The 25,366-nt window shown below is 62.9% G+C and carries 29 protein-coding genes; 19 read left to right on the top strand and 10 right to left on the bottom strand.

Annotated elements, in window-relative coordinates; genetic code table 11:
• The first annotated feature begins 8 nt into the window (after positions 1–8).
• The 4 genes from ACGYK7_RS03960 (at position 9) to ACGYK7_RS03945 (ending at position 3,985) form a co-directional block, all read left to right on the top strand.
• Entirely contained in the window at positions 9–938 is a 930-nt protein-coding gene (locus ACGYK7_RS03960; protein WP_394399207.1) for a flagellar motor protein MotB, read from the top strand.
• A 274-nt stretch (positions 939–1,212) separates the two neighbouring features.
• Complete coding sequence (locus ACGYK7_RS03955) at positions 1,213–1,845, top strand: hypothetical protein (RefSeq protein WP_394399205.1); 633 nt, start codon at positions 1,213–1,215, stop codon at positions 1,843–1,845.
• A gap of 53 nt (positions 1,846–1,898) precedes the next feature.
• On the top strand, positions 1,899–3,305 hold the full coding sequence (locus ACGYK7_RS03950) for a flagellar hook-length control protein FliK (protein ID WP_394399203.1): 1,407 nt from the start codon (positions 1,899–1,901) through the stop codon (positions 3,303–3,305).
• A gap of 11 nt (positions 3,306–3,316) precedes the next feature.
• Complete coding sequence (locus tag ACGYK7_RS03945) at positions 3,317–3,985, top strand: flagellar hook assembly protein FlgD (protein WP_394399201.1); 669 nt, start codon at positions 3,317–3,319, stop codon at positions 3,983–3,985.
• 19 nt (positions 3,986–4,004) lie between these two features.
• Here ACGYK7_RS03945 and ACGYK7_RS03940 read toward each other — a convergent pair whose 3' ends face one another.
• The 5 genes from ACGYK7_RS03940 to flgF form a co-directional block, all read right to left on the bottom strand.
• On the bottom strand, positions 4,005–4,550 hold the full coding sequence (locus tag ACGYK7_RS03940) for a hypothetical protein (protein WP_394399199.1): 546 nt from the start codon (positions 4,548–4,550) through the stop codon (positions 4,005–4,007).
• 80 nt (positions 4,551–4,630) lie between these two features.
• The gene (locus ACGYK7_RS03935; protein ID WP_394399197.1) at positions 4,631–5,401 is read right to left on the bottom strand and encodes a flagellar basal body L-ring protein FlgH; all 771 of its coding nucleotides are present in this window, start codon (positions 5,399–5,401) and stop codon (positions 4,631–4,633) included.
• Entirely contained in the window at positions 5,398–6,057 is a 660-nt protein-coding gene (gene flgA / locus ACGYK7_RS03930; RefSeq protein ID WP_394399195.1) for a flagellar basal body P-ring formation chaperone FlgA, read from the bottom strand. The genes ACGYK7_RS03935 and flgA overlap by 4 nt, the downstream gene beginning before the upstream one ends.
• Entirely contained in the window at positions 6,057–6,842 is a 786-nt protein-coding gene (flgG, locus tag ACGYK7_RS03925) for a flagellar basal-body rod protein FlgG (protein WP_394399193.1), read from the bottom strand. The genes flgA and flgG overlap by 1 nt, the downstream gene beginning before the upstream one ends.
• 32 nt (positions 6,843–6,874) lie before the next feature.
• Complete coding sequence (flgF, locus tag ACGYK7_RS03920) at positions 6,875–7,618, bottom strand: flagellar basal-body rod protein FlgF (protein ID WP_394399191.1); 744 nt, start codon at positions 7,616–7,618, stop codon at positions 6,875–6,877.
• 98 nt (positions 7,619–7,716) lie between these two features.
• On the opposite strand from flgF, the gene ACGYK7_RS03915 reads away from it, so the two are divergent.
• From ACGYK7_RS03915 to ACGYK7_RS03865, 11 genes are all read left to right on the top strand, one after another.
• Positions 7,717–9,477, top strand: a complete 1,761-nt coding sequence (locus ACGYK7_RS03915) for a hypothetical protein (protein WP_394399189.1) — start codon at positions 7,717–7,719, stop codon at positions 9,475–9,477.
• 98 nt (positions 9,478–9,575) lie between these two features.
• The gene (locus tag ACGYK7_RS03910) at positions 9,576–10,844 is read left to right on the top strand and encodes a flagellar hook protein FlgE (RefSeq protein ID WP_394399187.1); all 1,269 of its coding nucleotides are present in this window, start codon (positions 9,576–9,578) and stop codon (positions 10,842–10,844) included.
• Positions 10,845–10,856: 12 nt separating this feature from the next.
• Positions 10,857–12,272, top strand: a complete 1,416-nt coding sequence (flgK, locus tag ACGYK7_RS03905) for a flagellar hook-associated protein FlgK (RefSeq protein ID WP_394399186.1) — start codon at positions 10,857–10,859, stop codon at positions 12,270–12,272.
• Between the two features lie 7 nt (positions 12,273–12,279).
• Entirely contained in the window at positions 12,280–13,341 is a 1,062-nt protein-coding gene (locus ACGYK7_RS03900; protein WP_394399185.1) for a flagellin, read from the top strand.
• Between the two features lie 15 nt (positions 13,342–13,356).
• Positions 13,357–14,457: a flagellar basal body P-ring protein FlgI gene (locus ACGYK7_RS03895; RefSeq protein ID WP_168612836.1), complete on the top strand. Its 1,101-nt coding sequence runs from the start codon at positions 13,357–13,359 to the stop codon at positions 14,455–14,457.
• A 9-nt stretch (positions 14,458–14,466) separates the two neighbouring features.
• The gene (locus ACGYK7_RS03890) at positions 14,467–14,769 is read left to right on the top strand and encodes a rod-binding protein (RefSeq protein ID WP_067262376.1); all 303 of its coding nucleotides are present in this window, start codon (positions 14,467–14,469) and stop codon (positions 14,767–14,769) included.
• On the top strand, positions 14,766–15,143 hold the full coding sequence (locus ACGYK7_RS03885) for a hypothetical protein (RefSeq protein WP_394399183.1): 378 nt from the start codon (positions 14,766–14,768) through the stop codon (positions 15,141–15,143). The genes ACGYK7_RS03890 and ACGYK7_RS03885 overlap by 4 nt, the downstream gene beginning before the upstream one ends.
• Before the next feature lie 107 nt (positions 15,144–15,250).
• Positions 15,251–16,222, top strand: coding sequence for a flagellin (locus ACGYK7_RS03880; protein WP_394399181.1), 972 nt, complete (start codon positions 15,251–15,253; stop codon positions 16,220–16,222).
• A gap of 105 nt (positions 16,223–16,327) precedes the next feature.
• Positions 16,328–16,732, top strand: a complete 405-nt coding sequence (gene flaF, locus ACGYK7_RS03875; RefSeq protein WP_394399179.1) for a flagellar biosynthesis regulator FlaF — start codon at positions 16,328–16,330, stop codon at positions 16,730–16,732.
• Position 16,733: 1 nt separating this feature from the next.
• Positions 16,734–17,159, top strand: coding sequence for a flagellar biosynthesis repressor FlbT (locus ACGYK7_RS03870; RefSeq protein WP_394399177.1), 426 nt, complete (start codon positions 16,734–16,736; stop codon positions 17,157–17,159).
• Entirely contained in the window at positions 17,156–17,989 is an 834-nt protein-coding gene (locus ACGYK7_RS03865; protein WP_394399175.1) for a DUF1217 domain-containing protein, read from the top strand. The genes ACGYK7_RS03870 and ACGYK7_RS03865 overlap by 4 nt, the downstream gene beginning before the upstream one ends.
• Before the next feature lie 6 nt (positions 17,990–17,995).
• On the opposite strand, the gene ACGYK7_RS03860 is transcribed toward ACGYK7_RS03865, so the two are convergent.
• The 5 genes from ACGYK7_RS03860 to fliF are packed head-to-tail and all read right to left on the bottom strand — an operon-like array spanning position 17,996 to position 22,692.
• Positions 17,996–19,045 carry a flagellar motor switch protein FliG gene (locus ACGYK7_RS03860; RefSeq protein ID WP_394399173.1) on the bottom strand — a complete coding sequence of 350 codons (1,050 nt, stop codon included), beginning with the start codon at positions 19,043–19,045 and terminating at the stop codon, positions 17,996–17,998.
• 22 nt (positions 19,046–19,067) lie between these two features.
• A complete protein-coding gene (gene fliP, locus ACGYK7_RS03855) occupies positions 19,068–19,904 on the bottom strand; it encodes a flagellar type III secretion system pore protein FliP (protein ID WP_394399171.1) in 837 nt (278 codons plus the stop codon).
• The gene (locus tag ACGYK7_RS03850) at positions 19,891–20,343 is read right to left on the bottom strand and encodes a FliM/FliN family flagellar motor switch protein (RefSeq protein WP_394399169.1); all 453 of its coding nucleotides are present in this window, start codon (positions 20,341–20,343) and stop codon (positions 19,891–19,893) included. Before ACGYK7_RS03850 ends, fliP begins: the two co-directional genes overlap by 14 nt.
• Complete coding sequence (locus ACGYK7_RS03845) at positions 20,330–20,992, bottom strand: FliH/SctL family protein (protein ID WP_394399167.1); 663 nt, start codon at positions 20,990–20,992, stop codon at positions 20,330–20,332. Before ACGYK7_RS03845 ends, ACGYK7_RS03850 begins: the two co-directional genes overlap by 14 nt.
• Positions 20,989–22,692: a flagellar basal-body MS-ring/collar protein FliF gene (fliF, locus tag ACGYK7_RS03840; protein ID WP_394399165.1), complete on the bottom strand. Its 1,704-nt coding sequence runs from the start codon at positions 22,690–22,692 to the stop codon at positions 20,989–20,991. Before fliF ends, ACGYK7_RS03845 begins: the two co-directional genes overlap by 4 nt.
• 182 nt (positions 22,693–22,874) lie before the next feature.
• On the opposite strand from fliF, the gene ACGYK7_RS03835 reads away from it, so the two are divergent.
• From ACGYK7_RS03835 to ACGYK7_RS03820, 4 genes are read left to right on the top strand one after another with little or no spacing between them, the layout of a single operon-like run.
• A complete protein-coding gene (locus ACGYK7_RS03835) occupies positions 22,875–23,408 on the top strand; it encodes a flagellar basal body-associated FliL family protein (RefSeq protein WP_394399163.1) in 534 nt (177 codons plus the stop codon).
• Entirely contained in the window at positions 23,405–24,352 is a 948-nt protein-coding gene (locus tag ACGYK7_RS03830) for a flagellar motor switch protein FliM (RefSeq protein WP_394399161.1), read from the top strand. Before ACGYK7_RS03835 ends, ACGYK7_RS03830 begins: the two co-directional genes overlap by 4 nt.
• Positions 24,345–24,734, top strand: a complete 390-nt coding sequence (locus ACGYK7_RS03825) for a flagellar motor switch protein (protein ID WP_394399159.1) — start codon at positions 24,345–24,347, stop codon at positions 24,732–24,734. The genes ACGYK7_RS03830 and ACGYK7_RS03825 overlap by 8 nt, the downstream gene beginning before the upstream one ends.
• A complete protein-coding gene (locus ACGYK7_RS03820) occupies positions 24,731–25,360 on the top strand; it encodes a MotE family protein (RefSeq protein WP_394399157.1) in 630 nt (209 codons plus the stop codon). Before ACGYK7_RS03825 ends, ACGYK7_RS03820 begins: the two co-directional genes overlap by 4 nt.
• The last annotated feature ends 6 nt before the right edge of the window (positions 25,361–25,366 follow it).

The raw sequence follows: 25,366 nt of genomic DNA, 5'->3' as shown, positions 1-25,366 counted from the left end.
GCCGCGTGATGGCTGACAAGAAGAACGCGATGATTATCATCAAGCGCTACGATGCGGAGGGCGGCCACGCCCACCACGGCGGCGGTTGGAAGGTGGCCTATGCGGACTTCATGACCGCGATGATGGCGTTTTTCCTGCTGCTGTGGATCCTCGCCGCCTCGGACGAGGAAAAGCTGCGCGGGCTGGCCAATTACTTTACCCCCACGGTGTCGGACGGTGGTTCTTCCTCGGATGCGGCGGCGGACCTGCGTCCGCTGATGGCCGCAGGGGTGATGACCGGCGCGGTCGACAACACGGGCAATGTGCAAAAGCCGACCTTTGGCCGCGACAATCCGATGATGGTCTTCGACAGCCGCCTGCGCGACAAACCGGCGGAAGTGGTCGTGGAATATGCCGAAGCGCCCGAGCCCGCGGCGCCCGCCGATCCCGCCACGCTGGCCGCGATCGAAGAATCCGAGCGCCGCCAATCCGAGATCGACCGCATGGCCGAGGACATCGCCGAGCGGATCACCTCGGACGGCGCGTTGAACGATCTGGCGCGCAATGTCCGGCTGGAGAAATCGAACGGGGCGCTGACGGTTCAGGTCTTGGATCAAGATGAGCGGTCGCTCTTTGCCCGGGGCAGTGCCGAGGTGACGCCGAAAACCCGTGAGCTGCTGCTGGCCATCGGCGATGTGATCGCCGAACAGAACCAGCCGGTCGAGATTGTGGGCCATACCGATGCCGCCGCCTTTGGCGCGAACAATGGCTACACGAATTGGGAGCTATCGGCAGACCGCGCCAATGCCACGCGCCGCACGCTGATGGCCGCAGGCATCGCAGGCGCGCGCTTTATGCGGGTGTCGGGTGTGGCCGACACGCAACCGATCAACACGATTGACCCCTTGGCCGCTGAAAATCGGCGCATCTCGATTCGCTTGGTTTATCAGGCCGAGTAGCCCTTGTTTTCAAGGCTCTATCGGCCCGGTTGTGCGGATTTACGACCGCGCAAAAATGCGACATCCCTGCCGCTGCTTCCCAAAAAAATGGCGCGAACCTGTAAAATTGTTGACGGTCAAGGTCTTGCGATCTACACCTTATGCAATAATCGAGCACCGGGCACCTAAAAAACCTTTAAAAACCGCCCGGATAAACCATGGACAGAACGTCCTGAACGAGGCGGAAATGCAGGTAAACTCACTTATAGGTGGCATCTGGAAGGGTGCCTGCCACATGGATTCTTCGGCCGATGGCCGTCATTTCAACATGCTGATCCGGGCGCTGATTCCGGTTCAAGCTTCGGTCTTCGAGATGCAGGATTGGGCCGGTCATCCGGTGGCAATGCCAGATTGCATCGAACCGATCCCGGGCATTTGCCTTGGCGATATCCTTGCCGAAGAACTCGACGCCGATGTGCCTTATGGCTCGTTCGTCGTTATTCGCAAAAGCGACAATTTCACCAATATCTCCCAAGCCGCCGGTGCACTGGTGGGCGAAGTGCTGATCGGGATCATCGGGCGCGGCCTGTTCCCGATGATGGACGAAGACAGCGTTCTGCATGCTTTGGGGCAGGCCTACCATCACGCCGCCGAGGCGGATGAGCTGCTCAAGCTGGGGCTTGAGCCTGCGGCTTTCCGCATGGGGCTAAGCGCGGTTCTGGGGCAGTACTGGGGCCGCCCGGTCGACAGTCATTCGGTCTTTGGCCAGCAGCCAGCCGAGGGCGCGCAGATCTCGCTTCGCGCACTGACCGGGACAGAGACGCCCGTGACCCTCAACCAGTGGACCCTGCGGCTCAAAGCCCTCGTCGAGGCCCGCAGCGCCCGCCGCGCCTTTGAAGATCAGCGCGGGAACGTGCGGATCTCCTGATCCTACGAAAGCCTTCGGAATCCCGCCGCGGAACCCGAGTTGGAGGATGTCAGATGATCGCTCAACTTCAGGCAGCACCTGCGGTGCCGAATACCGCAGGTCTCGGGCAGCCCTCGGGGAAGGGGGCCGCCGAAGGCTTTGCCGCCCTGATGCAGGGGTTAGCCAGACAGGGGGGCGCGTCGGAGGCGCAGGTTCAAGACGTGCAAGCCGCCGTGCCAGAGGGGGAAATCGCCCCCGATGCGCTGTCTGAGGATATCGACCTTGAGACGGCTGAGGGGCTGATGGCCCTGATGGATCACACCCTCGCGGGGTTGGAGGAGAGCCGCCAGCAGATCACCCCGAAAGCCGCCCTCGCCGCATTTGCCGAAGCCTTGGGCGAAGCCCCGCCCGAAAGCCTCGGTGCGCTGGAGGCGGTGGCGCAGTTGGATGACCCCAGCCTTGAGACCGCGTTGGAGGAAAAACTCGCCGGTGCCCTGCGCCTGCCCACCCCGGCCAGCCAACTCAGTATCGCCTCGGCGGCGCTGCCGGTTGTCGGACGTGTGACCATAGGGCAGGTCCAGCAGGGGCCGAAGGTGATGACCCCCAAAGCGGCCGCGCCGGTGTTACAGGCCGAGGAAAACGCAGAGCATCCGGTGTTCAAATCCGTCCTTCCGGGCGAGACAGCGGCCCCGAAAGTCGCCGCCGTAGCGGCTACAGAACCGACCCTCCTTACAAAGGCCGACGCCGCCACGCCCGTGGCCGCAAATACCGATGCCAGCACGACCGCGGCAGCAAAGGCCGAAGACAGCGCGACCAGTGCCGCCAAGCTGGAGCTGAGCATCAAAGTCGCGGACCCGCGTCTCACCGCCGCCGCCGAGCGTTTCAGCGCAGCGGTCGATGCCGCCAAGGCAGCCCAGCCCGGCACGAATGCCCCGGCGGCAGAGGCCGTCTTGCGCGAGGTCGCCGCTGTGACCGCGCCGCAGGCGCCGCAGAGCGAGGGGCCGCGCCTTGGCCCGCCGCAGGCTACACCGGCCCCCACACCCAACCCTGCCGCCGCGCCGGAAGAACAGCTTCGCCAACACGTCAGCCAACAGATCCGCAGCCTGGATACGGCGGACAACAAGCTGCGTTTCTCCCTTTCCCCCTACGGTATGGGCGAGATCGAGATCGAGGTCGTGCGCAGCGAGGCGGGGCGCATGCAGATCGCCATGACCACCGAAAGCGCCTCGGTCCTGCACATGCTGCGGCAAGACCGTGAGCAACTGTTGGACGCGCTGCAATCGCGCGGCATCAGCGCCGAGAATGCGGACCTCGATTTCCAGACCTTTGGCGACCGGGGTCGGAACGGCGGGCAGCAACAGGGCGCTGAGTTCACCCAGATCACAGCGCAGGCCGACGAGGCGCAGGGCAATGACGCCGCGCCCTTGGCCCAGATTCCCAGCCCGCGCCTCGGCGCCGGGCAGCTAGATATCCTCACCTGAAAGGCGAGACCATGATCGACGCGACCACAGCAAGCACCCTGAGCACCGCCAACACCTCGGCGGCGGCGACCTCCTCTGCTGAGCTTCAGGAGAGCTACAACAGCTTTCTGACCCTGCTGACGGCGCAGATTTCGAACCAAGACCCGCTGAACCCGGTGGATTCGACGCAGTTCGTCTCGCAATTGGCGCAGTTGACCCAAGTGGAGCAATCCATCGCCACCAATGCGAGCCTTGAGCAAATCTCGACCATGCTTTCCACCGTGGGCGCAATGTCGGACCTGCAATTGATCGGGCGCGAGGTGCTGGTGCCCTCGACCCAAGTGCGCATGACCGATGATGAATTTCCGCTAAGCTATCAGCTCAACGCCGGGGCGGAGGAGGTGACCGTTCGGATCTTTTCCGAAGACGGCACCCTGATCCGCGAGATGCCCGGCCCCTCCACCGCCGAGGGAGAGGTGATCGACGTGGCGTGGAACCGTCTCGATTCCGTGGGCCTGCCGGTCCCGCCCGATACCTTCCGGGTTGAGATCACGGCCACTGATGCCGCCGGTAACAATGTGGGCGTCACCCCGCTGACCCGGTCCGAGGTGACGCGGGTGAACTTCACCGCCCTTGGGCCGGAGTTGGAGCTTGATAACGGGGAATCCGTCCTGTCGAACGTGGTACGCTCGGTCCTGTAAGCCAGCGATGTGGCGCCTGTCAGAGCCGCGCCACGTCTTGTTTGTAGAGCGAGACGAACATCACATCATCGACGCCCTTATGCTCTTTGCTGATCAGATCCCGCAGCAGCTGCGACAGGGCTTCGCTGTCGATCGCCACGCCGCGCAGCACGGCGCTTTCGGCGGCGAGGTTCATCGCCTGCAAGAGTGAATCGCGCATCCGCGTGGCGTCTTCGACCCGGCGATAGCGTTCGGCCAATTCCAGTGACCCCATCTTGAGCGCGAAATCCGCGACCACATAAGAGACGCTGTTGGTCTTTTCCACCGGGATCGTCATCTGCCCAAGGCGCACCACCGTGCGGTCCTTGGCCAGCTCGTAACTGTCCATTGGCGCGTGATCCTCGGCCTTGGCGGATTTCTCAGCCGTTTCGCCATGCGCGTCGTTCTCAGGCGCATGGGCGGTCTTGTCATCACTCTTTGTCCCCGCCGCTTCGGCTGGGGTCGGGGCGAGGGCCAGACCGGCGCCATAGCCCGCGCCCATGCAAAGCAAGGGGAGCGCTACGAATGCGATTGCTGCCTTTTTCATGTTCGACCTTTCCTGAGCTTTCGTCAGGTTTAGCGGTCGATTGCGACGGCAATGGTCTCACTTTGTGACCAAGTCAGGAATTAATAGGGCAGGATCACATCCATCGCATCTTCGCCGTAGCTGCGCTCTTGCGCGCGCGACAGCGTGCCACGGCCGCCATAGGCGATACGGGCCTCGGCGATCTTGTCGTAAGAGATTGTGTTGTCATCGCGGATGTCGGCCGGGCGTACGATCCCGGCCATGCGCAGCTCGCGCAGTTCTTGATTAACCAATATTTCTTGGCGTCCGGCGACGACGAGCGTGCCGTTTGGCAGCTTGTCGATCACCAATGCGGCGACCTTCAACTCGATCCGCTCGTTGCGCGTGATGGCGCCCGAGCCGCTGGCCTCGGAGGCCGATCCGACCTCGACAATATCGCCGCTCGGCAGATCGGAGGCGCTGATTCCGGGCAGAATTGCGGCAATTTTCGCGCCATAGCCAAAGAATGTCGGGAATCCGACCGAGCTTGCCCCCTCGCGCTCACGGTCGGTCGAATTGCGCAGCTGTGCACGGTCGTCGATCGAGATCACGACCGTGACGATATCGCCAATGTCATCGGCGCGTTGGTCGGAAAACAGCGGCTGGCTGCGCGCGGTAAAGAGCGAGGCTTTGGCGCTGCCGCGCCGGGGCGGCTCCATCGCGACGGCGGGCATCGGCACCTGCACGCGGGCGACCTCGGGGATGGATTGGCCGTCCACCACAATCGGCGAGGGCTGCGGATCACGGTCGAAATGATCGGTGGTATCGCAGGCGGACAGGGTAAGGGCGGCACCGAGCATCAAGACAGAGGGGCGCGCGAAAGCGGTGGTCATCGTAGGATCTCCACGGTCCCTTCGCCGGTGGCGATGCCGGTGACCGTTTTGTTGCTGACAAGGTTCACGATACGGATTTCCTGCCCCTCATGCGCGTCATCAAGCGCGCGCCCGGGGGAGGAGAGGGCCAGAAGCCCGTCGCTGAAATAGATCTCCACCCGCTTGCCTCGGTTGATGACCAGCGGCTGAATGATGGACTGCGTCTGAATGGGTCGCCCCGGCGTCAGCACGCGGCGCACCTGTTTGCCAACGACCTCTTCCATATCCGTCATCACATAGGCGCCGATCCGGCCCACGGGCAGGCGCATGACGGTCAGGTCGTCTTCCATGATGATGTCATCGGGCAGCAGGCGGGTGAGGGGCACAGGGACCGGCATGGTGACAAGAGCGTAGCCCGCGATGCGCTGCACCTCGCCCGTCTCAAGCACCGCATTGGCCAGAAACTTGCCGCTGCGCGGGTCCATCCAGAACTCGGCCAGCGTCAGCACCTCTTCGGCGGGGGCGTCTTTGACCGTGATCTCGAAGGCACCCTCTGGCGGCAGGCTGTCGGCGTAGTCCACCCGCGCGCGTTCCTCGACCAACACGCCGATGGGCGCCGAGAGGGCAGGGCCCGTCAGCGCCATCAGGCCAAGGAAGAGGGCGGCGAGCCGTCGCATTAGCGGATTTGGTTCGCAGCCGAGAGCATCTGGTCTGCGGTCTCGATGGATTTGGAGTTCATCTCATAGGCGCGCTGCGCCGAGATCAGATCGGTGATCTGCTGGATGACATTCACGTTAGACGCCTCAAGATAGCCCTGGCGGATCATGCCCGCACCCGGATCACCGGGGTTCACCACCTGCGCCTCGCCCGAGGCTTCGGTCGCCAGCAGGAAGTTGTTGCCCACCGGACGCATCCCCGGCTCGTTGACGAAGGTGGTCAGGTTGAACTGGCCCAGTTCCACCGGCAGGGGATCATTCTCAACATAGGCCATGACAACGCCCTGTTCGTTGATCTCGACCGCCGTGGTATTCTCCGGCACGACCATGCCCGGCTCGACGCGGTAGCCTTGCATCGTCACGATCTCACCCTCGGGGGAGAGTTGGAACGAGCCATCGCGCGTATAGGCGGTGCCGCCATCGGGCAGCGTGACCGAGAAATAGCCGCGCCCGTCAATGGCGACGTTAAGCTGGTTTTCCGTGGCCACCATGCCGCCTTGGGTGTTCAGCCGCACGGTGCCGGCAGTCTGCACGCCCATGCCGATGTCGATGCCCACGGGGCGGGTCGATCCGGCCTCGGAAGTGACGGCGCCCTCACGCTGCATGGATTGATAGATCAGGTCTTGAAAGGCGGCGCGGCTGGCCTTGAACCCGGTGGTATTCGCGTTGGCGATGTTGTTCGAGATCACATCGACATTGGTCTGCTGTGCCATCATGCCGGTCGCGGCGATGCTAAGTGCCTTCATTGTCTCGTTCCTTCCGTTTTACGGATGCCGGGTCAGACCGCCTGTCCGATCCGTTTAAGCGAGTCGCGGCGCAGGTCGTCCGCATTGCCCAGCATGGTATTGGTGCGCTCATAGGCGCGCTGTACGTCGATCAGCCGCGTCATCTCGCGCACCGGGTTCACGTTGCTTAGCTCCAGCGTGCCTTGGCGCACCTGCACGGCTTCGGCCACGCCCGGTTTGGCGGCCCCTTCAGGTGCGACAAGTATGCCGCCGCCCAGCCGTTTGTAGCTTTGAATCTGAGGGATATCGAACACGCCGATCCGGCCCAACGGGCCAGTCTCACTGCCCGAAATGGTGCCATCTTCGGAAATGTTGATATCGCCCATGCCCGCAGGGGGCAGTTGGATCGGCGCACCGCCCGCGTCGAGCACCTTGGCCCCCGACAACAGCGTCAGATTGCCCTCGGGGTCGATGGCAAAGCTGCCGTCGCGGCCAAAGGCTTGCTGCCCGTCGGCGGTTTGATAGCTGAACCAGCCCTCACCATGCAGCGCCACGTCCAGCGGGTTGCCGGTCTGCGACAGCGCGCCGGGGCGGGTGTCGATGTAAGAGCCGGTATCGCTGACGAAAGCCGCCTGATCGTCGCCAAGCGCGGTGTTGTCCTGCAACAGCGCCTCGAACACCACATGTTCGCCCTTGTAGCCCGCGGTGCTGGCATTGGCGATATTGTTGGCGGTGATGTCGAGTTGGCGCTGGAGGGACGTCGCCAGCGACATGCTGATATGGCTGGTTTCCGTCATGGCGGGCCTCAGTTTGGGCAAGGATGGCGTGACATTGTGAAGATCAGTGTGAAATAAAGAATGGATCTTTACAAGAATAAAGTGCATCTATTCATATAATGAAGCATCTGCACAACATTGTTCTTGGCCTGTCTTTGCTCTTGGCCCCGCCCGCGACAGCGGAAGAGGGTGCTGTCTTTGCGCCTTTGTCTTTGGCCGAGCAGGGCGGGCAGGACTTCCTCGCCACGCGCGAAGCCTTGATGACGCGGCTGGCAGAAGTCTCCGGGTCAGAGGAACCCGCGCGGGCCGAGGTGTTGCTGGGGCTGGCGGAGTTGCACCTTGCTTGGATGATGCGCCCCGAGGCGGCGAGCTTTCTGAAGGCGATCGACGCCGAAACCCTCACCGGCGATGCGGCGCGGCGGCACCGGACCCTGAGCCTCGCGCTCGCCCTGCTCGATGCAGGCGCAGGCGGCGATCTGGGGCAGGCGGTGTCATGGTCCGTCGGCTGGGGGCAGGGGCAGGCCCTGCGGGCGGCGGCCTTTGCCCGGTTGGGCGCGGTAGAGGAGGCGGCGCGCTTGATGCCGCGCACCTTGGACAGCCTCGCTGACCTGTCGCCAGCCATTCAAGCCGCCGTTCTGCCCGACCTGCTCGAAGCGGCGCTGAAGGCTGAGGATTGGGAGGTGGCGCAGGCTTTGGCCGCGCAATTCCCCGACCATGCCGAGCTGCGCGATGGCCCCGCCTATCGCTACCTTCTGGCCCGCGCCTCTGAGGTGTCGGGCGATCTTTTGATGGCTTTCGATGGCTATGCCCAAGCCGCGCAGGGCCGCGATGCCTATGCACAGCGGGCGCGGCTCGCGCTGGTTCGGATAGGGCGCGAGACCGAGACCCTGCCGGGGCAAGACGCGCTGTCGCTGCTCCAAGCCGCGCGCTGGACGTGGAGCGGGGATGCCCTCGGGCGCGAAGGCGCGCAGCTTTTGGCAGAGGTCGCCACAGAGCAGGGCGACACCGATACCGCCCTTTGGGCCTTGCATAATTTGCTGCGCACGGCCCCTGAAGAGGAAGCCGAGGCGCTGCGCGCGCAGGCGCGGGCGATCTATGGGGCCTTCTATGCCGCAGGGGCGGCGGGGGAGATCGACCTCGGGCCATTCCTTGAGGGGCATACCCGTATCAGCGCCCGCTGGCGTTTCGATCCGGGCTTTGTCGACCAGGCAATGGCCGTGCCGCAACGTCTGTTGGATACGGGGATGACCGCCCTTGCCGCGCGGGAGTATCGCGCGCTTCGCGAAATGGCTGAAACCTTGCAGGGGGTCGGCACGGCTGCGGCCAATGCCGCCCTTCTGGCCGATTTGCGGCGGGGCGAGGCGCGCGCGCTTTTGGCGGGCGGGCAGGCGGATGCCGCGGTGGACCTGCTCAGCGGCTATGCCGACGATCAGGGCGCCGAGGCCGAAGCGCTTTTGGTCGAAGCCTTGGCGCAGGCGGGCCGGTCGGATGAGCTCGCGGCCCTGCGCCTGCGCGCCGAAGACATGGACCTGCGCCGCAGCCGCGCCGTGGCCCTCTACGAGACCGGCAAATGGGGCGCGGCCCGGCTGGCCTATCTAGAGATGTGGGAAGCCCATCCCCAGCAGTTCGCCTTTGCCGATGCCACGCGCCTGACCCTTGCCGCCTATCAGGTGGGCGACAGTGACACGGTGGCAAGGGCCGCCACGGCCTTTCCCGCGCTGGCCGACCTGCCCGGCTGGGCCGAGATTGCCACGGGGCTGGGCGCGCGCCCCGCCGAAGAGGGGCCGCTGGGATCAGACGTGATGCGGCTCAGCATGGAGAGCGCGGACCGTATCCTAGAGGCCGTGACCAAGGTCACGGACGTCAAGGAAAGTCAGTGACATAAATATCAAATACAAATTTTATTCTTGCTTTAGTCATGGGGAATCGGCTTTCTCATGTATAAGTCAAGAATAACAAGAACGAGCAGGATCAAGTCATGAGCATTACAAGCGCCCTTCAAATCGGGGTCAGCGGGTTGCAGGCCAACTCCTCCCGCGTCCAGAATATCTCTAGCAATATCGCCAACGCCAATACCGTGGGCTACCGGCGGACCTTCTCGGAATTCGTGACGCAGAACACCGGGTCCACACAGGCGGGGGTGCTGACGGATGTGCGCGCCGATATCTCGGCCAATGGCAATATCATGGGCACCGGGCGCGCGACCGACTTGGCGGTGCAGGGCGACGGCTTCTTCGTCGTCTCGCGCAACCCCAACGATCCTGTCGAATCCAACTACTATCTGACCCGCGCCGGTTCCTTCACCCCGGATCAGAACGGCAACCTGCGCAACTCGGCGGGCTACTTCCTGTCGGGCTTTCCCACGGATGCCAGTGGCGCCACGGGCAGTGTCAGCAGCACCAGCTACAATGACCTCAGCACCGTCAATGTGGCGAGCTATCAGGTCCAAGGCACGCCCAGCACCCGCGTCGGCGTTTCGGGCAATGTCCCCGCGCAGGAAACCGGCGCTGGTACCACCGGCACGGCCTTCGAATCCACCCTGCGCTATGTGAACCAACTGGGCGGCAGCGATGCGCTCAACCTGTCTTGGACACCGGGGGCCACGGCCAATGAATGGACCGTCAGCATCACCGATGAGGCCGGCAACAACTATGGCGATGCGACGGTGAATTTCACCGACAGCGGCGTCAATGCCGGCAGCCCGGCGAGCTACACGCCCGGCACCCTCCCGATTGATCCCGCGACCGGCGTGGTGACGTTGCAAATCAACAACGGCGGCACCCCGCAGCCGCTTGAGATCGACTTCGGCGCGCCCGGCACTTTTGAGGGTATGACCCAGTTTTCCGGCGACTACACGCCCCCCGCGTTTTCGGATGACGGCACCGAGACCGGCAGCCTTGAGCGGGCCGAGATGAGCGACAGCGGCATCCTTTACGGTGTCTTCGACAATGGCCAGCGCCGCGCGCTCTTCCAAGTGCCGCTTGCCAATGTCGCCAACCCCGACCAGATGCGATCGGTCGATGGCAACGCCTATATCGCGACCCGCGATTCCGGCGCGGTGAGCCTCGGCAACCCGATGTTGAACGGTCTGGGCAGCATCAACAGCGGGGCGCTCGAAGGCTCCAACGTGGATATCGCGGAAGAGCTGACCGACCTGATCCAGACACAGCGGGCCTATTCCTCAAGCGCCAAGATCATCACCACCAGCGATGAGATGCTGAGTGAAACGCTAAGCATCAAACGCTAACCCGGTGCATGAATGAGCATCTCATCTGCCTTTAGCATTGCCCGCAGCGGGCTAAGCACGACCGAGGGTCGCGCCAACCTCGTTGCGAGCAATATCGCCAATGCGCAAACCGAAGGCTACGTCCGCCGCGAGGCCGCGCAGGTCACGACCAACGGTCAGAGTGGCACGGTGGAGCTGCGCATCGCGCGGCAGGTGGATGAACGTCTTGCGGGCATGTCGCGGAATGCCTCGGCCGAACTCGGCCGTGCCTCTGCCACCAGTGAGATACTTGGCAGCTATCTGATCACTCTGGGCGAGCCGGGCGATGAAGTCTCCCCCGCTGCCCGTCTGGCGGAGTTTCAGGCCGGGCTCGACCTTTTGGCCAACAACCCCTCTGACCCCGCCGCGCAGAACGACCTTTTATCGCGCAGCGAGACCTTGGTGCACAGCATCAACGAGACCGCCGTCGGGCTTGAGGCCAGCCGCGCGCGGGCCGGTGACAGCCTGGTGGCGAGCGTGGCCGAGGTGAATGCGGCGCTTTCGGATATCGCCGCCTTGAACGAGCGTCTGGCCCTTGCCGGGACCGACCCCACCGGCACCAGCGGGCTGATGGATGAGATGAACCGCCGCCTTGATGTTTTGGGCAGTCAGATGGATTTCCAAAGCCGTTGGGAAGCGGATGGCACGCTGACGCTGCACACCACCGGCGGCACGGAACTGGTCTTTGGTGAAACCGCCGTGCGGCTGAGCGCCAACCCCGAGACGGGGCGGTTGATGGCCGGAGGCATCGACATCACGCCAAACAGCCCCACCGCGCGCGGGTCCGACAATGGCCGCCTTGCGGGGCTGAGCGGGCTGATCGCCAATGACCTGCCGCAGATGAAGCTGCAATTGGATGAACTCGCCCGCGGGCTGGTGCAAAGTTTCGAGGCCGCAGATGCCTCTGTCGGGGCCGGGCAGCCGGGGCTGTTCACCGATGCGGGCGGCGCTTTCGATCCGGCGCAGTTGGACGGTCTGGCCGGGCGGCTTGCGCTCAATGACAGAGTCCAGCCCGACAAGGGCGGCGCGCTTTGGCGGCTGCGCGATGGCGTCGGGGCCACATTTCCCGGAGAGCCGGGCGACACCACCCAGTTGAACGCCTTCGTCGACGTGCTTGAAACGGGCATGACCTTTGACGCGGCCACGGGCCTTAGCACCAATGCGCGTCTGGGGGAATACGCCGCCGATCTGGTCAGCCAGCAGAACGTGCTGAGGGTCGGGGCCGATGCACAGGCCGAGACGGCGCGCGTGCGCCTTATCACCTTCGAGGACAACCGCAGCAGCATCGAGGGTGTGAACGTCGATACCGAATTGCAAAAGCTTCTGGAAATCGAACAGGCCTACGGCGCGAATTCGCAGGTGCTCACGAGCCTGAGCGATATGCTCGATACCCTTCTGGCCAGCGTGTGAGGATAGAATGACCGAGATTTCCCGCACCGTCTCCACCGCTTTGCAAAGCCTGCGCCAGCGCGAACAGACCAGCCGCCTTGCCGCTAAGATCTCGGATGTGTCCAAAGAGGTGACGACTGGGCTGAAGGCCAACCCCTATGACGATCTGGGCCATCGCTCTGCCGATGCCATCGCCATTCGGATGCAAATCACCCGCAACGATGGTTTCCTGACCTCCAACGCGCTTTTGGACCGCCGCTTCCTCGCTGTGGAAACATCGCTCGGGGCGATGCGCGACGTGGGCCAAGAGGTGCTTGAACAAGCCTTCACCACCGACAGCGCGGGCGCGCTTTCGACGACCTTTCTGTCGCAATCGGCGCGCACGGCGCTTGACCGGGTGTTGGAACGTGCGGCGGTCAGCGACAGTTCGGGCTTCCTGATGTCGGGCACGCGCACCGACACGAACCCGCTGCAGGCATGGGACGAGATCAACCCGCGCACCGGCGAATCCCCGGCCATTGCGGTGGATCACATGATCGGCGGCCCTCTGACCGATGTGGCAGATGTGCAGCGCGCCATCGACGATCTCAAGGCAGGCTTCGGCGACAGTTCGGTGTTCTTCAAATACAATTTCGAGAACAGTTTTTACAACGGCGCGCCGTCGGGCAATCCGCCGCTGACCTCGCGCACCTCCGAGACCCAGACCCTGACCCAAACCGCCCAAGCCAATGACCCGGCGATCCGCGATCTGATCCGCGGGCTGGCGATGCTCAGCGCGGTGAACCCCAGCGACATCCCCGATGAGGCCGCCCGCGATGTTTGGCTGAACGAGGCGCGCAGCGCCATCGGGGCGGGGCTGGAAGGGCTGACCGATCTGGAAACCCAAACCGGCCTGAAACGCGCACAACTGGCCGATACGATCGCGGCGCAAGAGAGCCGGGCGCTGTTTCTGGATGCAGAGGTGATGAACCTCGAAGGGGTCGATCAATATGACGCGGCCACCCGTCTGACCCAATTGCAAAACCAACTCGACTCCAGCTTTGCCATCACCGCGCGGCTCTCGCGCCTGTCTTTCCTGAACTACCTCTAACCGGAACCGCCACCCATGAACGCCCTGTTTAAACTTTTGCTGATCGGCCTCACCTTCGCGCTTGCCGCGCCGGCGGCAGCACAGGTGCGGATCAAGGATATCGTCACCGTCGAAGGCGTGCGGTCGAACCAATTGGTCGGCTACGGGCTGGTCGTGGGGCTGAACGGCACGGGCGACAGCCTGCGCAACGCGCCTTTCACCGAACGCGCCATCGAAGGCATGTTGGAGCGTCTCGGCATCGGCAACCTGACCGAAGACCAGATGCGCACTGCCAATACCGCCGCCGTCATGGTCACCGCCTCCCTGCCGCCCTTCGCGCGGGCCGGTAGCACCATCGACGTGGTGGTGTCCTCGCTGGGCGATGCGTCATCGCTGCGCGGCGGCACGCTGATCGTCACCCCGCTGACCGCCGCCGATGGCGAGATCTACGCCGTGGCCCAAGGCCCGATCGCCGTCGCGGGTTTCGCCGCGCAGGGGCTGAATGCCTCCATCGTCGAAGGGGTGCCGACAGGCGCGCGGATCGACAATGGCGCCATCGTCGAGCGTGAGGTCGATTTCGACTTCAGCGAGATGAACAGCATCAAACTGGCCCTGCGCAACGCCGATTTCGTCACCGCACAACGGGTCGAGGCGGCGATCAACCAAGCCATGGGCCCGGTCGCCAAGGCCATCGATTCGCGCACCATCACCGTATCGGCCTATGGCAAAGGATCGTTGATGGAGACGATGGCCCTGATTGAGCCGCTGCAAGTCCAGCCCGATCAGGTCGCCAAAGTGGTGATCGACGCGCGTTCTGGCACCATCGTCATCGGCGCCAATGTCCGCATCGACCGCGTCGCGGTCAGCCAAGGCGGTCTGACCGTCACCGTCCGCGATGATTTCAACGTCAGCCAGCCCGAATCGCTGTCCATCGGTGGGACCACTGTGGTGGTGCCGAACTCCTCGGTCGGCGTCGAAGAGAAAGACGCGAAATTCGCCGTCATCGACGGGTCGGTCAGCCTGCAACGGCTGGTCGACGGGTTGAACGCCATCGGCGTCGGCGCGACCGAGACGATCTCAATCCTTCAAGCCATCAAGGCGGCGGGCGCTCTGCATGCCGACCTTGAGATCATCTAGGGGCAGGCCATGGAATTCGCATCTTTCCCAATCCCCGCGCCGACCCCGGCGGCCAAACCGGCAGCACCGCAGGCCGATGCCGTCACCGCCGAAAAGGCGCAGGAGTTCGAGGCCATGTTCCTTGGCCAGATGGTCGATGAAATGCTCTCGACCGTGGACATCGGCAGCTTCGGCGGCGGCCACGCCGAGGAGACTTGGCGCAGCTTTTTGTCCAACGCGATCGGAGAAAGCATCGCCGAGCAGAACAGCACCGGAATCGCCCGCACGATTGAAACTGCGATGCAGCGCTATCAAACGGGGGCCAACCGATGAGCGATCCGCGCAAAGCACTCGCCGCCGTGGATGCCTTGGGCAATCTGCTGCGCCGCGAAATCGCCGCGGTCGAGGGCGGAGCATTCAACCAGCTGGTCGAATTCGCCAGCGAAAAGGCCCGCCTCACCGCCGTTTTGGAAGAGCAACTCAGCCACGATCCCGAGGCGGTCAGAAAAGATAAATTGCGCGATCTGAAAGATCTGATCGCGCGCGATCATCACCACCTGAAATTGGCCCGCCAAGCCACGTCAGAGATGATCTCACAGGTTTCCCAAATCCGGGAAAAGCACAGCATTGCAGGCATTTACGGCCGAAGCGGTGCAAAACGTGACAGCCGCGCAACACTGATGACAACCGTGGACAAAAGTTTCTGAATTGCCTCAATGTTGCCAGTTTTTCGCGTAAAAACGTAATCAAGCGGGTTCGCCCCGCAGTTGTCAGAAAGACGACATAACGAACTAGAATAGTCTGGAATAAGAATATGTCTTCGATCAACACAAACGCCTCCGCAATGAACGCTCTCGCAACTCTGCGGAACGTCAATTCGAGCCTCAATCAAACTCAAGACCGTATTTCCACCGGTCTGAAAGTCTCCTCCGGTAAGGATAACGCAGCTTACTTTGCGATCTCCGAAACCATGAAGGGCGACAGCGGCATGACCAAGGCCGTGAACGAGAGCCTGACACTGACCAAGAACTCGGTTGCGACCGCGCGTCTTGGCGCAGAGCAGTTCTCCGATCTGGCGACGGAATTCCGTGACAAGGTGGCCTTTGCCCAGGAAAACAAGGGTGGTCTTGGCGAAATTGAGGCCGACTTGACTCGTCTGGTGGCCGACATGGCAGCGATTATGTCGCAGTCGACCTTTAACGGGGACGACCTCGTAAACGCCGCCAAATCTGATAACGCGGCCACACCTGCGGCTTCAACACCGCTTGCTTTGGATGTCTATGGCGGTACCGCCACCGCTTCGACGAGTGCGGCTGCAGCCGACCGCCAGATCATTACAGGTATCAGCCGGGATGCAGGCGGCACCCTGCAAACCACTAAAATCACTGTTTCGCCAGTTGACCTTAACAAGCAACTTGAGACTTTTAGTGCGATTGCGACGGACTTTTCAACTCGGGCGGCTGCAACTGGTGACGCCGATACCGATGGCACGATCGACGGTGACCAATACCTTGCCAACGTTCTGACGCTCGCCGATACCGCAACCCAAGCCACTGTCGACGCAGCGACTTCCCTCGGTCAGTCCGAGAAGTCGATTGAACGTCAGCAGGAATTCCTGACCAAGCTCTCCGACAACCTCGACTCCGGCGTTGGCGCGATGGTTGACGCCAATATGGAAGAAGAAGCCGCCCGTCTTCAGGCGCTTCAGGTTCAGCAGCAGCTGGCATCGCAGTCCCTGTCGATTGCCAACCAGGCGCCGCAGAACATCCTGAGCCTGTTCCGTTAAGGATTAGGGTTTTCGGGGCCGGAGCCTAGCGCTCTGGCCCCGATCCAACCGCCTCAGAATTTGCGGTTGGCAGGCAGCAAACGATAAAAACAAGGAAGAATTCCTATGGGGCTGGCAGCATACAAACGAACAATTCGCGAAAGCGAAACCCCGCGGCAGATCGAGCGCCGCATCCTGAGCCGCGTCACACATGACCTTGCCGAAAAGGGCCAAGGCTTTGATGCGACAGACGATAAGAGCGAGCGGTTGAACATCCTCTCCTCCGGTCTGCGCGACGCAATCTACGAAAATCAACGGTTCTGGTCGGCCCTGCGCTTTGACCTGTCCGATCCGGAAAACAAGATGCCTGACGGGCTGAAAGCCTCGCTCATTTCCATCGCGCTTTGGGTGGACCGTCACAGCACCGCGCTGATGGCTGGCGAAGGCCGCTTGGCGGGTCTTGTCGAGATCAATGGCAATATCGCCGCCGGTTTGGCCGGGCAGGCCGCGCCGCAGATGCAGGAGGTGTAAGATGCTGAAACTCACCCTCCGCCCCCGCGAACGTGTGGTCGTGAACGGCTGCGTCATCCGCAACGGGGACCGCCGCCAAGCACTGACGGTCGAGAACCGCGCCGACATCGTGCGCGAATCCGATCTGCTGAAGCCGGATGCGGAATCCACGCCGGTCTCCAAGGTCTATTTCCTGGTGCAGACCGCGCTGATCCGTCCCGACACCCGCGATCAAATCATGCCGATGATCCAGCAGGGCTTGGCCGATCTGGCCTGTTGCTTTGGCGCAGATATGCGCGCCCGGATCATGGAAGCGGCGAACTTCGTCTCCATGGTCGATTTCTACAAAGCAATGAGCGAGCTGCGCGCGGTGCTGAAATACGAGACTGAGCTGATGCAGCTTCGGCCAGTGCCGCCCGCGTCAAACCATGAGGCTGCGCACGCATGATTTCGCTGGGCGGCATCGGCACGCAGGTGGCGGTCAAGCTGTTTGACGCGACGCGCGACAAACAGCTCGACCTTGCCGCCAACGATGCCTTGAACGCCCGGCAGATCGAAGCTTTTAAAGAGCGTATCGGCGACATCAAATCTCCGAAGGAATTTGTTGCCGATACCGAAGTCTACACTTTCGTCATGCGGGCCTTTGATCTTGAGGATCAGATCTTCGGCAAGGCAATGATCCGCAAAACGCTTGAGAGCAATTCCGATGAGTCCTCGGCTCTGGTGAACCGGCTGAGCAACCCGAAGATCAAAGATATGTACGATACATTAGGCTTTGCCCCCGGTGGCGGGCGGAGCTTTAACTTCAATCGCACTGGCTGGCAGGATGAGATGATCGACCGGTTCAAAGAGCGGGTCGTGCTAAACTCTGCCGGAGAGGACAACGAAGGGGCGCGGATCGCTTTGGAGTTTAAGTCCAAAGCCTCGGAAATCGACACTTGGCTCGACGTGTTGAAAGACGAAGACCTCGGCAAATTCATGCGCCGCGCCCTTGGTGTGCCGGATGAGGCGATCCGAGTCGATCTCGACCGCCAGATCGCGCTTTTCGAGCAGAAGTTTGACATCGAAAAGCTGAAAGACCCCGCCGAGGTCGACAAGCTCGTCTCGCGGTTCTCGGCGATTTACGATGCGGTCGAAGGCGTCTCTTCGTCATCGAACGCGGTGCTTTCGCTGATGCAGGGGGCTGTCTCCATCGGGCAGGGCGGCAGCTTTACGGCCGCGACCATCGACATCCCCACGATCACCGGCGGCTATAGCGCGTCAAGCGTCTACCGCTAATCCACCCTATTCGATGAATTCGTCGTCATCGGCGGCCGAGGGCAGTTCGATCACGCCTTCGTCGGCAAGGCTCTTGGCATATTCCACCATGGCGGCCTGTGCTGCGCGCACGTCGCGGCCCCGCACGGGGCCGGTGGCGGCCATCTCGTCCATCAGCATCTGACGCGAGCGTTGCGGCAGGCATTCCATCAGGTGATCGCGCTGCTCTTTCTTGGCGCCGCGCATGGCCATCGGCAGGGTCGCCCCGTCCAGCCCGCGCATGACCTGCGCCAAGTCCTGCATCGGCAGTTTGAACAGATCGTCAAAGACGAACATGCGCTGTTTGATGGCTTGGAAAGCATCGGGGATACGCGCATCCAGCGCGCTGGAAAGGTCCTCGAAAGCCTGTACATCCAACTGGTTGAACAGATCCGCCATGCGCTGATGGGTCTCGACCGAATTCGTGTGCATCGCATTCGACAGGATGTCTTGTTTCAGAGTCTCTTCAATCTGCTGCATCATATGCAGCGGCACGGCCTCCATCGCGATCATCCGCTCGGCGATGTCCTGCATCCGCTCAGGGCCGAGCAGCGGCAGCACCTTGGCGGCCACGCCGGTGTCTACGTTGTTGAGGATCGCCGCGGCGGTCTGGTCGTGCTCGCCCTTGAGGTAATTGGCGATCACCGTCTCATCCAGCGCGCCAAAGCCGCGCCACATGGCGCTCTCTCGCTCGCTGTTCTTGAGCCCCTCCATGATGCTGGACACCTGTTCTTCGGGCATGAATTTACGCAGCATGGATTCCGCCGTCGACAGCGACCCCACGACCGATCCGGTGCCGCTGACCACCTTTTGGGTGAACTCTCTAAGCACATGTTCCACCACCTCTGCCGGGATCGGGCCAAGGCGGCTCATGGCGCTGGTGATACGCTCGATCTCGGCGGTGCCGAGCTTTTGCATGAGTTCCGATCCGGTCTGCTCGCCAAGGCAGAGAAAAGTGATGGCGGCCTTGGTCGGACCGTTCAGATCCGCCACCGTGATGGGCTTTCTGCGGGGTTTGGAAAGGGCATTGGTCGACATGGAGAAATCCTTTCAGGGCAGGTCAGCCACCGGCAAGCGGCACATAGCTTTCGATCAGCGACCCGGCCAGCATGTACCAACCGTCGATCAGCACAAAGAAGATCACCTTGAACGGCAAGGAAATCAGCACCGGGGGCAGCATCATCATGCCCGCGCTCATCAAGACCGAGGCGACGATAAGGTCGATGGCCACGAAGGGCAGATAGATTAGAAAACCGATGGTAAAGGCGCGGCGCAGTTCCGAGATCATGAAGGCGGGCACCAGATGGCGGAATGTGGCCTCTTCCGCCGAGGCGGGCAGGGGGCTCTCTTCTGCCGCTTCATCCGCGGGCGCGATGCGCAGGAACAGGGCATAGTCTTCGGGCCGCGTGTTGACGTACATGAAGGTCTTGAAGGGCGCGGCGATCCGCTCCAGCGCCTGTTCCTCGGCGATGGCGTTTTCCAACAGCGGCTCGACCCCGGCCTCATAGGCGTCCTCAAACACCGGCTGCATGACGAAGAAGGTCATGAAGAGCGCCAGCGAGGTCAGCACGATATTGGGCGGGGTCTGGTTCAGCCCAAGGGCCGAGCGCAGCATCGACAGGACAATGACAAAGCGGGTAAAGCTGGTCATCACCACCAAAAGCCCCGGCGCGATGCTGAGCACGGTGATCAGCGCGATGAACTGGACGATCCGACCCGAAAGATTGGCGTTCTCATCACTGCCCGGCGCGGTGTCGCCAATCACATCCGAAAGCGTGCTGAGAAACCCGCCGTCTTGGGCCATGGCCATGCCGCCGCTGGCGAGAAGCACCAGCAGGGCAAGGCCCATCCGGCCCGGCGCATAGCTGCGCAGAGAGGGGCGGTCAGTCAGGGACATAGTCCTTGACGATCTGGGTCAGCGACACGCCCAGCCGGTCTTCGCCGACTTTTACGAGATCACCGCGCGCCACCAGACGGTCCGAGACCATAAGGTCCACCGGCGCGCCGATCTTGCGGTTCAACTCCACGATGGAGCCGCGGGTGAGTTCCAGCAGGCGCGAGATCGGCATACGGGCTTGGCCCAGTACGATCTGCACATCGAGGCCGACGTTCAGCATCGCATTGATGCCCGCACCGCCCGCCTCGGGGCGGGGGGCCAGCGCATTGCGCGAATCTTCGGTGTCGAGCTGCGGGAAGACGCCCGCATCATCGCCGCCCGTGCTGGCGGCGGCGTTGCCAAAGGCATCGGCGCGCGGTTGCTCTGGCGTGGCGTCAGGCGCTTTGCCCTCTGTGGCGTTGTTGTCGTCTTGGGGGGATTGCAGGTCAGGCTTGTCCATTTCCGTCCTTCTCCTTTTGTGCTTTCAGCGCCCGCGCGTGGGTGTCGCGCAATTCGGCGAGCAGGCGGTCGCAAATCTTTTTGAACCCGTAATCAAGGCTGCCGTGGTCCCATTCCATCCGCGCATCCCCATCGGGCAGCGCGGGGTCGGCGCGCAGGTCCAGCACGCTATCGCATTTGTAATAGACCGCCCGTTGGCGCAGGTCGGGGCCGATCTGATCCAGCGTGGCGGGCGACAGGCGCACTTTGATATGGCTCGACCCGATGGCCATTTTCAGCGATTGGGTCACGGTCTTTTTCACCCGTGCGGTCGAAAGCCGTTCGATCACCTCGGGCAGGACGATCTCGCAGGTTTGCAGGGTAAAGCCCACGATCTGCGCCATCAGCGCGTCTTGATGAGCCTGCATCGCCTGCGCCAGCCGCGCAAGCTCCTGCGCGAGCTTTTCGGCCATGGCGGCATGTTCGGCCTGCATGGTCTGATGCATCTCGGCCCGGCCCGCATCGGCCCCGGCCAAATAGCCTTCGATATGGCCCTGCTTATGGGCCTTCTTGATCTTCGCTTCGATCTCTTCGGGGGTGGGCAGCGCCGGGTCTTGTGGTTTGCTCTTGCCGTCCTCATCGAAATTCTGAAGCTTGAGGCTCGTGATCACAGATCATCCCCTTCCGACAGCCATTCGCCCAGAACGCGCAGCGCGTCATCGGTGTTGTCCTCGGCCAGTTCGGCCACGGCGCGCAATTGGCTGTGCTGAACCGCTCCCTCGACCGAGGCGAGATGCACCATGTCGCGGGGCAGCTCATCCATCGGGCCAAGCACCGCACCGGACTGCGCCGCCGCCGGGGTGGGTAGACGGTTTTGCGGGGTCTCTTTCTGGGTGCCGCCGGTCAGCGCCTTGGGCGCGTTGTCTTCCTCGGGGCCGTCCAGCAGCGCCGCGTCGGCCCCGGCACCGGCCAGCGCAGGCTGGGGCAGGGTGGCATCCAGCACCATGCGCAGCGGGCGCGCGCCCAGCACCATGATGATCGCCACCAGCGCCAAGGCAAAGAGCGACCGCAGAATGGTCATGGCGTTATCGGCCAGCACCACGCCCAAGCCACGGCTGCCGGGGGTGTTGAACTCGGAATCGAAATCGAGGAATTGCAGACTGTCGACCTGCACCTGATCGCCCCGGGCCTGATCAAAGCCGATGGCGGTGCTGACCAATTGGGTCAGGCGCGCCATCTCCTCGGGGCTGCGCTCGATATAGCCTTCGGAGCCATCGGGCAGGGTGCCGTAGCTGCCGTTGACCAAGACCGCGACCGAGATACGCTCGATATCGCCCGGCTCACGCACAAGCTCACTCTGAACCGAGCCGATCTCGTAGTTGATGATCTCGTCGTTTTCCGAACGGGTGGACTGGCCCGCGGCCCCGCCTGCATCGTCGCGCAGTTCATCGGGGATGTTGTTGGCCACATCCACCGTGGCCGCTGCCGGATCGGTCTCGTTCGAGTTGCGCACGCGGGTCTCGATCGACCGGGCGACCTGCTGGGCGGGATCGAAGCTGCGCGAGACGCGGACTTCGCGCTCGGTCGTCAGATCGACGCTGACCCGCACGCGGGCATTGCCCGGCCCCACGCGGGCGTTAAGGATCGATTCAACCTTTTGCGCAAGCTGCTCTTCGATCATGCTGCGCTGCCCTTGCAGCGAGAAGTCGGAACTGCCGCCCTCATCCTTGGCCAGGATCGTCTCGCCAGAGGCCGACAGGACGGTCACGTTCTGCGCTTCCAAATCCGCCACGGCGGAGGCGACCAGCGCTTGGATCGCCTGCGCCTGACGGCGGGTCATGCTGGTATTGGCCTGCGAGCGCACGATGACCGAGCCGCTGGCCTCGGCCCGGGAGCGCGAAAAGGCGGCGCGTTCGGGCAGCACCAGATGCACCCGCGCGGCCTTGATGCCGCTGATCGTCTGGATCGACCGGGCCAACTCACCTTCCAGCGCGCGCAGCCGGTTCACCTTTTGCATGAAGGAGTTCATCCCCATGCCGGACATATTGTCGAAAATCTCCCACCCCGGGACGCCTTCGCCCGGCAGCCCCGCATCGGCCAGCGCCATGCGGGCGCGGGCGATGTCGGTCTCGGCGACCGAGATGGTATCGCCGTTGCGCGACAGATCGACCGTCAGCCCCGCCTGTTCCAGCGTCTGCATCATCTGCGAGGCGGTGCCGGGGCTCAACTGGCTGTAAACCGGGACATAGGTGGGGGCGAGGATGATCCGCGCGCCGATAAAGATGGCCGCGGTGATCGCCAGGCCGATGCCGCCGAGGAGAGCCAGCCGCTTTGGACCCAAATCCTTAAGGTTTTCAACGATCTGATTCACGGCCCCTCACTCGGTTGTACGGTCCGAGCATTCTCCACTCGGCCCTCACTATGCAAGTATATATCGATTTATACTTGGTCGATCCGGAAAATAAACAGGTTTCTGTTGCAATAAAGCTTGTTTGAAGATGTATTTGTTCTTGCGTGTGGCGCTTCGCGCGGGATCCGATTAAGAGTGAAAGAATGAAAAAGCCTCTCGCTATCCTTGCTGTCGTCTTGCTCTGCCTTCTTGCGGGTCTGGGTGGGGTGACGCTGGCCATCGGCCCTTCGGGGCTGCTTGAAATGGCCGGGCTGGGCGGAGAGGAAACCGCCGAAGAGACCGTTGAGACGGCCGAGAACGATCACGGCGAGACGGGTGGCGAAGACGGCCATGGGGCAAAGTCCAAGACCGAAGTGAAGATGCCGGTCATGCCTTTTCCTGAGATCATCGTGAACGTCACCGACACCGGCCCGCAGGGCGGGCAGACAAGCCGCTTTCTCAAGCTCAACATGCTGATGGTCTATGATGAAACCGCCGAGGGCGCGGACCGTCTGGTCGCGCGTGAGATTTACCTGCGCGACAGCTTCCAAGACTTCCTGCGCCAGTTGCATGTCAGCGATCTGTCGGGCAGCTATGGGCTGGCGATGCTAAAGACCGAACTGCTGCGCCGGGCGCGGGCGGTGGGGCACACCGACGCGCCACATGAAATCCTGATTGCCGATATGGTGGTGCAATGACGACAGCGGCCTCCCCCGATGCGCTGAGCCTCGAAGAGACGATGATCCGTCAGGCGCGGGAAAGCTTCCAGCGCCTGCCCACGCTTGAGATCATCATCGACCGTCTGCTGCTGGCTCTGGTGCCCGACCTCAAATCCTATTGCACCATCGCCCCCGAGATCGAACTGAGCTCGCTCGAATACATGCCCTATGAGGACGCGATGGAGAGCATCCAGTCGCCCTCGCTCATCGCCATCGCCAATGCGGAAAGCTGGGGCAGCCAGATCGCCTGCGTGGTCGAGCCCGACCTGCTGTTTTCGGTGCTTGAGATCATGTTGGGCGGCCGCCGCGCCACCAGCCAACAGTGGAAACCCCGCGGCCTGACCGCGATCGAGCAAAAACTGGGCCGCAGGCTGGCGGAACTGTCGCTCAAAGGTTTGGCGCATTGCCTGCATGATGTCAGCCCGGTGCAATTCGACATTCAATCGCTCGAATCCAACCCCCGCTCGGTCATGCTGGCCGCGCCGCGCACGGCGACGGTGCTGGTCCGGATGCATATGCAGTTCGAGGATCGCAGCGGCCATATGGCGCTGGTCCTGCCCTATGGCACGCTGGATGAGGTCAGCGCCCAGCTTGCGCAGCCCTTCCTTGGCGGGCGCTCGCCCACCGACAGCAACGCGCGTAAGGATATGAACAGCCAGATCTCCAGCACCACGGTCACGATCACCGGCGTGCTGCAGCAGGTGACGATCCCGCTGCATGAGGTGCTGGAATGGAAGCCCGGTCAGGTGATTGATCTGGGCATGACCGTCGATACCCCCGTGGTCGGCATGGTGAATGCCCAGCCGATGTTTCAAGCGGCCTTTGGCCAGCGTAGCAATGGCGCCTTGGCGCTGCGGGTGATCCAATCCTTGCTCCCTAAGGAAAATCAGGAGGACAGCGACGATGGTGCCGGCCTTGATTGATATCCTCATCATCGTGCTGCTGCTCGGCACGCTGGTCTATGCCTTTATCCTCGACCGCCGCGTTCGCGCCCTGATGGCGACCCTGAAAGAGATGGAGCCGATGGTCGGGGCCTTTTCCAACGCGGTCGATCAATCGGCGAAATCGGTCGAAGACCTGCGCGACCTCAGCACCAAGGTGCAGCGCCCCGAGCCGCCGGTGCAGCGTGAGGCGACGCCGCCGCGCCAAGCCGCGCCCGAGCCTGCCCCGGCAGGCCAGAACCCGGCCCAGATGCGCGCCGCGCGGCTCAAGGGCCGCGCGCAGGTCCGGGGGCAAGCGGCGGTGCAGGGCAAATCCGAACTGGTCCGCACCTTTTTCGACATCACCAAGGAGCGTAAGGAATGAGCCGTATTTCCCTGCCAAAGATCGCGCTTTTTGGCCTTGGCGTGGCGGGCGTGCTCAAACTCACGGTTGAGTTCATGCCGATGATGGCCATCGCCGAAACCCCCGATGACACGCCCCCGGTCCCTGTTGAGCTTGCCGCCGCCCCCGCGCCGCCCAGCTATGACGCCAGCGCCCCGGGCGAGAGCGGCATGTGCGAGCCGAGCCATCTGATCGCCGAAGCCATCGCCGAAGAGCGCGCGCTGCTGAAAGAGCAACGCGACACGATTGCCGACCGCGAAGCCAAGCTTGCGCTGGCCGAACAGAGCCTCAAGGCCGAACAGACCCGCCTCGCCAGCCTGCGCGACGAGATCGGCGCGCAGCTCAAGGTGATCGGAGAGGCGAACAATCAGGACATGACCAAACTGGTCGAGCTTTACCGCAACATGAAGCCGCAGGTGGCGGCGGGCATCATGGATGAGATCGACGTGGAAACCGCCGTGCAGGTCATCGGCGCCATGCCCGAACGGGATGCGGCGCAGATCATGGGCTCGTTCAGCCTTGTCCGCGCGCGGTTGATCACGAAAATCCTGCTGGAGCGCTCAAAACTTCCCGCTGACCGCAACCTCGAAGGGCTGCGCCTGCGCTGAACGCGC

The organism is Sulfitobacter sp. 1A15299 (genome assembly GCF_043556915.1).
Taxonomy (GTDB): domain Bacteria; phylum Pseudomonadota; class Alphaproteobacteria; order Rhodobacterales; family Rhodobacteraceae; genus Sulfitobacter.
Note: the sequence above shows the minus strand (reverse complement) of the source record. Positions and strands in the feature narration are given on the sequence as shown.